Genomic DNA, 13203 nt, shown 5'->3' with positions numbered 1-13203 from the left:
TTGAAAGTTAGTGAATGAAATCCTTTTGATACTTAATCATCGAAAAGGAAAATATAATTGGACAAGTGCATATAAGATTCCAAATTGGCTGGTATGGACTTTTTTTTCATTTGGATTTAATGATTCAGAAAAGGAGGTATTCCGTGGGGAGCATTAAAAGATATTTGCAATTCGTTAAACCATATAAATGGCAGATAATCGGGACGGTACTGATTGGATTGCTAAAATTCGCGATTCCGCTTTTGCTTCCATTGCTCAGTAAGTATATAGTGGATGACATCATCGGAAATGGTGACCTGTCCAAAGCCGTGAAGTCCGAACGCCTTCTATGGGCAATGGCCATCATGATTTTCATTTTCGTTGCAGTTAGACCGCCGATTGAGTATTACAGACAATATTTTGCACAATGGACCGGAACGAAAATCTTATATGATATTCGTAATGATTTATTTACTCATATACAGAAACTGAGTTTCAAATATTATTCCAATACAAGGGTGGGCGAGGTCATTTCAAGGATGATCACGGATGTAGAACAAACGAAGAACTTTGTCATCACGGGTTTGATGAACCTTTGGCTCGATATCGCAACGATCATCATAGTGATAGTCATCATGTTTACGATGGACGTGAAGTTAACCGTTGTATCGATCATCATGCTTCCATTTTATGCATTTTCGATTAAGCATTTCTTTGGCAAGCTAAGAACCTATACAAGGATTCGGTCCCAAGCGTTAGCTGATGTACAGAGTCACCTTCATGAACGGGTTTCAGGGATGTCAGTCATCAAAAGCTTTGCGATAGAAGACAGGGAACAGGAATTGTTTGCGAAGCAGAACAAGAATTTCCTTGATAAGGCCCTAAAGCATACGAGCTGGAATGCCAAGTCATTTGCTGTCGTAAATACGATCACGGATATTGCCCCCCTGCTCGTGATCGGATTTGCCGGTTATCAGGTCATTCATGAACAATTATCACTGGGTACCATGGTTGCCTTCGTCGGTTTCATTGACCGGCTTTATAATCCCCTCAGACGTTTAGTTAACTCTTCGACGACAATGACCCAGACATTGGCTTCCATGGACAGGGTTTTTGAGTTTGTGGATGAGAAGTATGATATCGATGACGAACCAGGGGCGAAAGAGCTGAAGCATGTGGAAGGCCGAATAACCTTTCAGGATGTATCGTTTGCTTATGACGAGAAAGAGCCACCCGTTTTGAAACATATAAACTTGGATGTCAAACCAGGGGATACCATTGCACTTGTCGGGATGAGCGGCGGCGGGAAATCCTCGATCGTCAGTTTGATTTCCCGTTTCTATGATGTGACGGAGGGAAGGGTATTATTGGATGGGACGGATATCCGTAAGTATCAAGTCCGCAGCCTAAGAGATAAAATAGGAATGGTTCTACAGGATAATATCTTATTTAGTGAATCGGTTAAGGCCAACATCCTTATGGGACGACCTGATGCAAGTGATGAAGAAGTATTTGAAGCGGCAAAGGCGGCGAATGCCCATGACTTCATCATGGGTCTGAAAGAAGGATATGAAACGAAAGTCGGGGAGCGGGGAGTTAAATTATCCGGAGGCCAAAAGCAACGGGTGGCCATTGCGAGGGTATTTTTGAAAAACCCGCCAATCCTTGTACTCGATGAAGCCACATCCGCATTGGATTTGGAAAGTGAACACTATATCCAGGAGGCGCTGGATATTTTAGCGAAAGACCGGACCACCATCATCGTGGCCCATCGGTTATCAACCATCACCCATGCCGATCGGATCGTTCATATCGATAATGGAGAAATTACGGAAATGGGAACACACGAAGAACTTATGAAAAAGCAAGGGCATTACTACAACCTATTTCAAGTACAACAATTGGATTCTTAAGAAGAATAGGAAAAAACAATATACAAAAGAAGACCATTCCGCTTAACCGGAATGGTCTTTCTTGTGCAAGCATGCAAGTTATGAAATCCTTTTTTCATGCAGCGTTTTTTTTCTGTCAGGAAGGAAATGCGGCAGATGCTTTATTCCCTCAGGCAAGGCGATGCCTACGATGATCAAGCACATTCCGAACCATTGCAGTGACGTAACCTGTTCATGCAAGAAGATGACGGAAACGACCATCGCTGAAGGCAGTTCCGCAGCACAAAGAATCGTTCCAAGCCCGACCCCCACTTTCGGCAAACTGACAGCAAAGAAAAAGAAAGGAACTAAAACACCCAATGTGCCGAGCAGCAGACCGTAGTACCATAGGTTCGTTTGGACAAGATTCGTCACAAGTGTGACGGGGTTAGTCGTGAATACAGCAGTCAGCATACCACCCGTTGCAATGAAAAACAGCCGTTTCATGGAAGATTCCCCAACAGCGAATTGAGAGTTGCAGTACATATACAGCGCAAAAAGCAATGCAGACAATAGTCCGAACAATACGCCTTTTAGGCTTAGACCGGATAGAGGCTGACCAAAAATAGCGCCTGCCAATAATGTTCCGATGAAGAGAACGAAAATGGCAATGAGTTTATTTTTATCCGGGCGTCTTTTATTTATGAAACTTTCAATGAGGACGCCTATCCAGGTAAATTGAAATAAAAAGACAACGGCAATTGAAGCGGGAAGCTCGGATACGGAAACGGCATATGCCTTTCCGACGAAAGTGGACATCATGCCCGTGATTAAAAGTAATCCGGCACTCTTCCATGAAACTTTATATTTAAACGAAAAAAGAAATAACACGGAGACAATCAGCCAACCGACGAGGTATTGACTGCCGACCAGTTCTCCGGATGAATGGCCATCCATGAATCCAAATTTCATCATGGTGGATAATGTGCCATATGAGATCGAACCGATTAAGACCATTATGGAATACTTCAAAAGTTGCATGTTTTTCACCCCTGTAAAAATAAAAATCGCCACCTGCCAAAAAGGCAAGTGACGAACGAAAAAAGGAAATCCTTTTAAAATTCCGTCTCTCAACAAAAGTTGAGTTTAAAAAAATGTTTGTGTTGCATTACCTTAGCTTAAAGTCTTTGTGAATATTTGTCAACCAGAAAAATAAGTTAAGCCTGCAGGTCGACCTTTAAGCTAAAGGCTTGGGAGAGGCAGGGGATATTCCTTTCATCCAAAGTAATTGAAAACCCCCAAAAAGGCGAATATGCCGAATGGGGTGACGTGCTTCAATCGCCTTTATGCCGTAAGTCTTTCAATGTACCACGGTATTCCTCGTCTTTCATTTTTCGAAGATTAGGCTTTTTTTCTGCAGTTGGCTCATCATTTGGCTTTTGATTGTGAAGTTTGGAAAGTGCCAAACGGTAATCCTGATCTTTCATTTTCAATTCATCATTGTCCGTTGGGGAGATGATTTCGGTAATGGAATCATCAGCCGAAGGGTAAGTGTACTCTTCCAACGAGTTCTCTTCCTCGTCACCCGGCGGCTTGCCTTCAGGCGATAAGGCTTTGATATTGTATGTGATCAAGCCCGTGACCGCTAATATGGCAACGATGATAATTAGAATTATGCCCATTGAATCAAGCCTCCTAGAGCTCGTTTATGAATGAACGGGTGACATGGGCAACCCGTTTTCCTAATGCTTCTCCAAGCTGCAAGTCATTTTTGGTGATGTTGTCATCCACACCGGGCGGACAGCTTATTCCTACTCCATAGTAGGAACCATATAAGGCGTTTTCCGGGACAGTGCCGGGCAAGCCGACAATGATCATGCCTTGATGAAGCATAGGGGTGATTAAGTTCAGCATGGTAGCCTCGAGTCCGCCATGTACGGTGGCCGTCGTACAGAACACAGCACCCACTTTATTGATCAGCGCACCTTCCGCCCATAGATACCCAAGTTTATCAATCCACGTTTTCAAACTCGAACTGATGGTGCCGAAATGACCGGGACAGCCCCAAATGATGGCATCCATTTCCTGGAGCTTATAAACATCCGCCTCGTTCACATGGTCTATGAGAACCTCAGCGCCAGGGACCGCAGCGGCCCCTTGAGCTATTGATTCGGCAAGTGCTTTCGTATGGTTGCCTTCACTGTCGTAAACAACATAGATCTTCATTTTTATTCCCCCATTTCATTAAACCGATTTTTTTACTGGCGAAGGAAGCAATGGTACATCCAAAGGTTCTTGTTTAACTTGTTTCATTGCTTTATCCTTCCGAACGTCGCGCAAAAATAGTGAGAGAACGATGCCGGCAATTGCGAAGCCTGTTGCCCAAAAGAATGCATCATTGATTCCCATCACATTTGCCTGACCCTGGATTTGAGAAGAAATCAGCGACATGGCAGTTTCCTGTGCCTGTTCACTAGTTTGATTCATCGAAGTCATGATGGATTGAACGATAGTTTGGAAATTCTGGACAAAACCGGGATCACTCGTACTCATTTCCGTTCCTAAAGCAGTTCCATGGAAAGAAGCACGGGTTGTATAAATGGTCGTCACGAAGCTCGTACCAATGGCTCCGGTCACTTGTTTCAGCGTATTGCTCATTGCCGTACCATGTGTATTCAAATGCTTGGGTAGCTGATTCATCCCAGCCGTCATGATCGGCATCATCAGTAAAGACATTCCAAGTGCGCGGATGGCATAGATGATGACCAAAGTCGAATAGGTTGTTTCCGTAGTCAATTTAGCGAATTCGAAGGTTGTGACGGCAGTGATCGCTAAACCAATCAGTGCTAATGGACGAGGTCCGATTTTGTCAAATAATGCTCCTGAAATGGGTGACATCACCATCATCACAAGGGCTCCGGGTAGCATCAACAGTCCGGATTGAACTGGTGTGAAGCCTCTTAAAGTCTGTAAATATATAGGCAATAAGAATATCCCGGTAAACATGGCCACTGTGACGATGGCGGAAATGATATTCGATAATACGAACATGTCATACTTAAATACACGGAAGTCGAGCATAGGTGTATCCGATTTTAGCTGTTGAACCACAAAAAGCGTCAAAAGGATCAGCCCAATGATGATCGTTCCCAGAACGATAGGATCCGTCCAGCCTTTGGAACCAGCTTCACTGACACCGTATAGTAAGGATGCAACACCTAGCAAGGATAGAGACGCACCCAATAAATCCAATTTGATTTTCTTTGGTTCTGCTACATTACGCATACTTAAAAAGGCGAGTGTCATGACTATCATGCCTAATGGCACCATTGCGTAGAACATGACCCGCCAGCTATATTCCTGAATGACCCAACCAGACAAAGTCGGGCCGATTGCAGGGGCAAACATAATGGCAAGTCCAAAGATTCCCATTCCTTTCCCGCGCATTTCCGGAGGGAAGATGAAAAGAATGATCGTCATGACCAATGGCTGCAGGATCCCGCCGCCAGCCGCTTGAATCAGCCGGCCTGTAAGGATGACGGGGAAATTTGGTGCGATGCCGCAGATCAATGTCCCGACGGTGAATAAAAACATGGCAGCAAGGAATAAAATGCGCGTGCCAAACCGTTCTATTAAAAAAGCGGACAGTGGGATCAAAGCTCCATTCACGAGCATGAATCCAGTTGATAACCATTGAATCGTAGTCGCAGCTACATTGAATTCTGCCATCATCCTGGGCATGGCGACACTAAGCAGGGTTTGATTCAAAATGACCATGAACAAACCTAGCATTAAGATAATTAACATGGGGGCAAATTGCTTCATTCCCTTGTTTTCATTTACTGTGATGGTTTGAGAAGCCATTTAAAGAAAAGCCTCCTTTCTGTATAACTGTGTAGCCGGTTTATTTAGTTGAAATTTTCACTTCTGCGTTCATTCCAGGCAGAACTTTATCGGATGGTGCTTTGATGGAAATTTTAACTGGTACTTTTTGGGTGACTTTCGTATAGTTTCCGCTGCTGTTTTGATTGCCCATCACTGAAAAGACAGACGTTGTAGCATAACCGATCTGTTCCAATGTACCTTCGAAGACCGTATCGGGATCTCCATCGATGATAATATCGACGCTGTCACCTTTTTCGATATCCTTTAATTTATTTTCTTCGATATTAGCCGTTATGGACAGATCATCCATATTAATGGTCTGAGCCAGCGTTTGACCCGCTTGAACAAGCTGCTCATCATGCACTTGTGTTTTAACGATAGTACCTTGTGCTGCGGTTTTTACCGCTTCTTTTCCGTCTAAAGTGGCAACATTGGCAACATTGGCATCCTTACTTACATTGTCTCCTTCATGCAAGTCCCAATCTGCTAGTTTACCGGCAGCGGGGGCAACGATGGTATATAGCTCTCCCGACACTTTCGCTTCATCCGTTTTAATGAAATTCGTGCTTTCATAATAGTAATAAGCCCCACCGGCCAATACCGCTATGATAATAACCAAACCAATGACATTGATTAAAACTAAACGTCCTCTATTCACTTGTTTCGCCTCCAAAAAATATTGATGATGTATTTTTTTCGATACTGTTCGTTAGGTAGTGATGACAACGCCTCCTATTCTAATGTTTATTTGTTAATTTAAATAAATATTAACTTTTATAAGTATTAATATTATTAAGTAAAGAGTTTACCAGTTTAATTATTTTTTGTCATGTAATTTATTCGGAAAAATAGTGGGAAATAAATACAGTGAAATGGTAAAAATTTGAATTTTTTTTAGTTTTAAGGATATTTGGAAAGTAAAGTTGACATTGGAATGCCATTTAATTAAATTTAAGAGGTAGGATTGTCCTATATAAGGAGTGAGAAGGCTGGATTTTAAATGGGAAGTAACTAATAGTATAGAAATGCAGATTTTTCGGATTAGGAAGAAGCTTAGGGCCATCGTAGCAAAAAATCTTCAGCCTTATGGATTGACGTCGCCTCAATTTTTCATATTATTGATATTGAAAAAAGAGGGGTCGATCAAATCGACCAAGCTGGCTGACTTCTTAACCGTTAAGCCAAGTGCGATTACCGTATTTGTAGATAAGTTGGTCGAAATGGATTATGTAAAAAGGCAGCCCTCTGAAAAGGATCGCAGGGTCATCAACCTTGAATTGAAAGAGGCAGGGGAAGCGATTTTGGGGAGAGTCCTTGCGGAACATAACCAATTGATGGGTAAGAACTTCAATTCATTCTCGGAAGAAGAGCTGCAGGATCTTTTGAAAAAATTGGATACGATCGAAAAAGCGGCAGATAAGAACCTTTTGGATGATTGAAGAAGAGGGCATGCTCTAAATAGAGACGAAAAAGACGGTTCCCGGGAACCGTCTTTTTTAATCTTCTTCATACTGGACAGATATTTCGTTATCTTCCTTATGGAAGGACTGGAAGCTCACGATCAGCTTTTCAAGATGTTCCAATTGTTCGTCATATTCTATGACTGCAGAAATCAATGGAACAAGGCGGGCAGAGAGATGGCCCAGATTATCATGCATTTCGTCCACTTGATTTTGCTGTTCGAAAAAGTGGGCAAGCAGCTCTTTGCGACTTAAACAATCCTGGTCCCAATCTTCAATCTCCTCGATGGACTTGATTTTTTCGATATGCAGTAATATCAACTGTTCATGCTTGCGGATCAAGGAATCAAGCTGCTGTAAGATGCTCCGTTGGAAATCCTCAGGCATTTGATATACTTCATTCTCGAATTTATGGACTCTCTTCAAGGTTTCAAACGCCTTTTTTGTCGTTATGATCATTTGCCGATAAACGACAAGCTTTCTTGCTTTAGCTACACTGTTCTTCTTGAAATATTCCCGTTCCTCTTTGTACATGGAATAGATATGTTCCAAATCGAGTAACTCCGCCTTCAATCGGCTGATGTCTTTTTTCAATAAAGTGTGTTCTGTAGCATGTCTTGTGCTGATTCTGATCCATTTCAAGATGTCTTCGGTTACATCTGTAATGCGTGTATAAAGCTTTGATTCGTACTTTGGAGGAATGAAAACCAGATTCACGATAAACGAAGAAACGATTCCAAGCAAAACGGATGAGAGACGAATAAAGGCAAAATTCAGGAATTCCCCGTCCTGGCTTTCCATGATGGCAATGACCGTCACGATGGAAAGGACAATCGTTTTATCCATTTTCAGTTTTAAATTGATGGTTATGACAACCATTACGGCAAGACCGATAATAAAAATATCATTTCCGAACAACAAAACGAAGGAGACAGCAACCAATGCGCCAATTATATTTCCTTGAATTTGCTCCAACACCGTTTGATATGAACGGTAAATGGTCGGCTGTATTGCAAAAATTGCAGCAATCCCAGAAAGGACAGGAGCAGGAAGGTTAAGCAGTTCCGATAGATAAAGCGCTAAAACAATTGCTATTCCTGTTTTGAGAATGCGGGCACCAAACTTCATATATGGGTTAATCCTTTCTTTGTATTGTAATGGATCGTGGCTCTATTTATATATAGGCTTTTGCTTAAAGTTGTATTCTAACTTATTTGTTAGTACTTTACACTAAAATAAGAAGATGTAAACAAAAAGTAATATACAGGATTTTCCTAAGAGTTACAATAGTTAAAATCAAGTTTAATATATAAAGAAACGATAGGCAATTTGTTGATTGTTTTCAACTGTGTTTTTCCATCGTTTAAAGACTATTCCTGAGGTATATGACTGGAAAAGGCTGATGCTCTCATTTAAGAGCATCAGCCTTTTTTAATATATTTTCGGCATCACTCCGTGGAAACAGCAGGGTCCGCCTGTTCTTTAACTGGAACAACCTGAAGGAAGTGCTCTTCAGGATTTTGAAGCAATGCCTTTAAAGAGGCCGCTTCTTCGCTTTGGCCATGATCTTTCAAGAGGTCCGTATATTTGCCCAGAAGTTCAGCCACATCCTGCAGGCCTCTTGCGGATAGGGGCTCAATGGAAATCTTTGCCCCTTTCGCAACCCGCTTCTTAATGACCTCCTTGGTTAATCCAGATTCAGGCTGTTGCCGTAAATAAACGACACCGCCTGTCATCCCTGCGCAGATCCATGGACCGGGATCACCCAGAACCAAACCTCTTCCATTTGTCATGTATTCAAAAGCGAATCCCTTAATATTGGAAGTTACCGCAATATTACCGGTTTCCTTTTCAGGAAGCGGTTGTTTCAATAATCCTCCAATGATCATATCCGCTCCGGAAAGCCGGATTCCCGCCCTGGCATCGGCATCACCTTGGGCAATGAGAAGACCATGCTGTGCACCGTAACCAAATCCCTTGCCTACAGAGCCATTGTAGAACTTTCCATCTTTTCCTGGAGATTTAAAGATGGCAATATTACCGCCAATCGATGTTTTGCCGATACCATCCTGGGCACCGCCATTCACGCTGATTGTAATTCCCTCCGTATTGTATGCCCCGAGTCCGTTACCCGGGATGGATCCATCCTGGTAGGATAGGTGAACGGGAGGAAGTTTTTTGTATGATCCGTCCAATCTGCCCCTAACGCGGTGACAGGACACCCTGCTGCCGAGTACACGCTGCTCGGAGGTGATCGAGCTATAGCTACGGGATTGCTGCAGATCATCTACATGCGAATCAAGATATTCAGCGCCAACGGCTACCTGCATGGAGCCTTCATTCAAATATGCAGCCGTTTCCTTATGTGAGAAAGGTGTTATATCCAAGTTTTTCAATAAATAGGTTAAATCCAATGATTGTTGACCTTTAACTTGCTGCAGTAAATCAGAACGTCCGACGATATCCTGAAGATTCTTCACCCCAAGTGATCCGGTCAAAGATTTGAGTTCTCTTGCAAATGCACTGAACATATTCGTTAATCCCTGAACGGCTAAATCAAATTTTCGTGGAACAAAACGGCGCAGCCCGTGTTCTTTCGCCTGGGCTTCCGATTCAATTTGTGTGGCGATGCCCACATGGCAAGTATCAAGGTGACATCCGCGGCACGTTGTACAGCCGACGGCAATCATCGAAAGGGTTCCAAAGCCTACACGGTTAGCACCAAGCAGCATTACCTTCAATACATCCATCGAGCTTTTTAACCCACCGTCAGCCCAAATTTCAACATTCTGTCTGATACCTGACTCAAGCAGCGCATTATGGGCGGCTTTCACACCAATCTCAACGGGCAGACCGACATGTGCGAGTGCATGGATCCTGGCAGCACCCGTTCCGCCATCAAAACCGGAAAGCGTAATGATATCGGCCCCCGCTTTTGCGACGCCGACAGCAATCGTACCAATGTTTGGAACGACCGGTACTTTGACGGCAACTTTTGCCTTGTCGTTTGCCGTTTTTAGCTCATGGATCATTTGGGCCAAATCTTCAATTGAGTATATATCATGATTATTGGAAGGGGAGATCAAATCGGAACCGATTGTTGCATTTCGGGCTTCTGCGATTTTCGCTGTGACCTTGGAACCTGGAAGGTGACCGCCTTCACCAGGTTTTGCCCCTTGACCAATTTTAATTTCCAATAGATTTGAAGAGTTCAATAGTTCTGCATTGACACCGAAACGGCCGGAAGCGATTTGCTGTCCGCGGGATTTCGGGTACTTGCCAAGCATATCCTTTATTTCCCCGCCTTCGCCATTCATGCTGATCATCCCTAACCTCTCGGCAGCTTCAGCATAGGCCCTGAAAGCAATCTCATTTTGTGATCCAAAAGACATGGAGGCTATGACGAACGGCAATTCCTGTTCGCCGACCGAAAGACTGACTTCTTCAGAAGGGATGGAAGCATCTGAAGTTTTTAATGATGTCAAGTGGCGGATCGTCGTAGGATTGGATTCTTCCTGTTCGGTGATCTTTTCGCGATAAGCATCATAGTCCCCGGTTGAAGCAACTTCCCCGATAGACTTCCAAATTCTTGGGAACAGATGAAAGGTTTTGCCCATCCGTTCTTTTTCATTGCCGTAATCTTCTGCTCGCTGGATGGCATCTGCCTTGATTTTATCAAAATTATAGTCCAGATCATTGGATCCGAAGAAGTTAGCCACATTTAAATATTTCGCGATTTCCTCATGTAAACCGATGCTTGAGAAAAGTCTTCCATAGCCGCGCAGCTCATGAATGCCAATGGTGGAGATGACTTTCTCAAGACCTTTCGTCAAGGAGTTATATAGATTGGTAACCCCCTTGAGGTCATCCGAAGATAAGGAAAGGAACATATAATAGGGGCTGATTAAGTTGGCCCCAAGACCATAAGAAACGATGATATCATGCAGTGACCTTAGTGATGCTGAACGTAAAAGGATGGAACAATCACGGCGCTTGCCTGTGCGGACCAACGCTTGATCGACGGCTGAAGTGACAAGGTGGGGATCAAGCCAAAGGTTGCCGTTTTGATGGGCAAGGGCATCATCCAGAACGAGCAGCGTTTTTCCTTCATCCACTGCATTGACACTTTCATCCGTAATCCTGGTCAAGGCATCCGTGATGTTTTCATCTTCTTTGAACGTGCTTGAAATGAAGTGTACGAGTTTTTGATCTTGGTTATATTTAATGAACTGATCATAGCTTGGCTGCGATACGATGGATGAACACTCATAACCCGTTGACCCTTCAATCAATAAGGGAGTCAGCAGCTCCGTAACCCTTCCTGCCTTATTCGCTTCGAAAAGGGAAGGACGTTTTCCGATGATCGTTCTTGTTGAGAAGTGCTCGGTTTCCCGGTCCCTGTCGATCGCTGGGTTAGTTACAACGGCCACACTTTCCTTAATGAAATCAGCAAGGTTGGTCCGTTGGGGATTAAGTGCTGCGAGTGGCGCATCATGACCAAGTGAACGAATGGGCTCAGCGCCTTTTTCAGCCATCTGTTCCACTAATTGAACATGCTCCCTTTCCCACCCAAAGGCTTTATACTGACCATTATGAATGGCTTGTGTATTTGTCATGGAGACAACCTTTTCAAACACTTGGGGCTGTAAGCGGACTCGGTCATTGGAAAGGACGAAACGATCATTGAAGAGTTCAAATACTTTATCCTGATAATCTTTGTATGTGTACAATTCAATACGGTCGCCGTTCCATTTTAAACCGATTTTTTCCCCTGGCCCCATCGGTTTCGGATCACCGGTATATTCACTGGAAGGGATGATTCCTGGTTCGGAAGTGAACATATAAGATGATTCCGTTTCAATATTCCATAGTGGGCGCAAGCCTAAAGAGTCGACTGAGAACACGGCTTCATCGCCGAAACGGGAGATGATGCCTGCCGGACCTTGCGCAAAATGGCCCCATGCTTCCCTTAAATACGTATATAAGTCTTGTAAGTGCTCGGGATATTCCTTGATTTCATTGATGATTGGCGGGAACATAAGATCGACAGCTTCAAATAAAGAGTAGCCATGACGGCAGATGAAAGTTTCGATCGTCTTGTTTAAGTCCTGTGAGTCGCTTCCATCTTTAGCGATGGGAACTCCGATCATTTTCGCTTCATCACGCAATTTGGCGATGGTATTGATTTCACCATTATGACCAAGTACACTGAAAGGCTGAACCCGGAAGAAGCTTGATAGAGTATTAGTTGAAAAACGATTATGCCCCAGTGTCATGGTGGAGGCAGCCAAAGGGTCGGCAAGATCAAGATAATAGGCAGGGAGCGTATCTCCAGCACCCATCACTTTGTATACCGCATGATGCTGGCTTAAAGATGCAACATGGATGAAATCACTTTTTTCGATGTCGGAAGTCAGCTCGAAAAGAACATTTGAAAGCTCCTGGTTTTTATTGATGGTGGAGGAACAGGCAAATTGCCAGAACACTGGGTCTTCTTGAATGGCAATCGGACCCAATGCCTCGGAACGGTAGGCTTTATCCGTTTCGAATATCAATGAGAGACCATGTTGGAGCAGTTTCTCCTTGACCTCGATTTTTAAGTCGTTAGCTTCTGTTTTTTTGCTTAAAAATAAATGGCCGACTATGAAGGAATCTTGATCGACGATGCTAGAATCGACATTTACCGCTTCAAGCTTCTTTTTCCAAAGAGCCCGGGGAATATCGATATGGATGCCGGCGCCATCGCCCTCACCATTGATGAAGCCGCAGCGATGGTTCATTTTAACCAGGGCGTCGATACAGGCAAAGATGTTTTCGTTAGTAGGGATCTTCTTTTTTTCGATGCAGGAAACGATACCGCAGGCATCATGTTCTTCCTTGTGAAATTCTTTGAATGTAGTAGGTGTCCATTGTTGGGTCATATTTGTGGCTTGAATAAGGTTACCCTTATTCTCTGCCTTTCACCTCCTGTAGCATATGATTAATGGGGGAAATATTAGTAAACCCGA

Annotated in this window: 9 protein-coding genes; 2 read left to right on the top strand and 7 right to left on the bottom strand. The window is 43.5% G+C overall.

The features are described from left to right. Positions 1-143: 143 nt before the first annotated feature. On the top strand, positions 144-1892 hold the full coding sequence (locus tag MPH60_RS23930) for an ABC transporter ATP-binding protein (RefSeq protein WP_241615870.1): 1749 nt from the start codon (positions 144-146) through the stop codon (positions 1890-1892). A gap of 78 nt (positions 1893-1970) precedes the next feature. Here the strand turns inward: MPH60_RS23930 and MPH60_RS23925 are convergent, their stop codons facing one another. The 5 genes from MPH60_RS23925 to MPH60_RS23905 all read right to left on the bottom strand — a co-directional run bounded on the left by MPH60_RS23925 (position 1971) and on the right by MPH60_RS23905 (position 6393). Further along, on the bottom strand, positions 1971-2891 hold the full coding sequence (locus MPH60_RS23925) for an EamA family transporter (protein ID WP_241593526.1): 921 nt from the start codon (positions 2889-2891) through the stop codon (positions 1971-1973). Between the two features lie 293 nt (positions 2892-3184). Continuing rightward, positions 3185-3532: a hypothetical protein gene (locus tag MPH60_RS23920; RefSeq protein ID WP_241593528.1), complete on the bottom strand. Its 348-nt coding sequence runs from the start codon at positions 3530-3532 to the stop codon at positions 3185-3187. 13 nt (positions 3533-3545) lie between these two features. Continuing rightward, entirely contained in the window at positions 3546-4076 is a 531-nt protein-coding gene (locus tag MPH60_RS23915; RefSeq protein WP_063234827.1) for an NAD(P)H-dependent oxidoreductase, read from the bottom strand. Positions 4077-4094: 18 nt separating this feature from the next. Continuing rightward, a complete protein-coding gene (locus MPH60_RS23910) occupies positions 4095-5699 on the bottom strand; it encodes a DHA2 family efflux MFS transporter permease subunit (protein ID WP_405390636.1) in 1605 nt (534 codons plus the stop codon). A gap of 55 nt (positions 5700-5754) precedes the next feature. Further along, positions 5755-6393, bottom strand: coding sequence for an HlyD family efflux transporter periplasmic adaptor subunit (locus MPH60_RS23905; RefSeq protein WP_241593542.1), 639 nt, complete (start codon positions 6391-6393; stop codon positions 5755-5757). A 322-nt stretch (positions 6394-6715) separates the two neighbouring features. Between MPH60_RS23905 and MPH60_RS23900 the strand changes: the two genes are divergently transcribed. Then, a complete protein-coding gene (locus MPH60_RS23900; RefSeq protein WP_241593544.1) occupies positions 6716-7174 on the top strand; it encodes a MarR family winged helix-turn-helix transcriptional regulator in 459 nt (152 codons plus the stop codon). 57 nt (positions 7175-7231) lie between these two features. On the opposite strand, the gene MPH60_RS23895 is transcribed toward MPH60_RS23900, so the two are convergent. Continuing rightward, positions 7232-8323, bottom strand: a complete 1092-nt coding sequence (locus tag MPH60_RS23895; protein ID WP_241593546.1) for an FUSC family protein — start codon at positions 8321-8323, stop codon at positions 7232-7234. 320 nt (positions 8324-8643) lie between these two features. After that, positions 8644-13116, bottom strand: coding sequence for a glutamate synthase-related protein (locus MPH60_RS23890; RefSeq protein ID WP_241593548.1), 4473 nt, complete (start codon positions 13114-13116; stop codon positions 8644-8646). Between the last annotated feature and the right edge of the window lie 87 nt (positions 13117-13203).

It is taken from the genome of Peribacillus sp. Aquil_B1, assembly GCF_022603275.1.
Lineage (GTDB): Bacteria > Bacillota > Bacilli > Bacillales > DSM-1321 > Peribacillus.
Note: the sequence above shows the minus strand (reverse complement) of the source record. Positions and strands in the feature narration are given on the sequence as shown.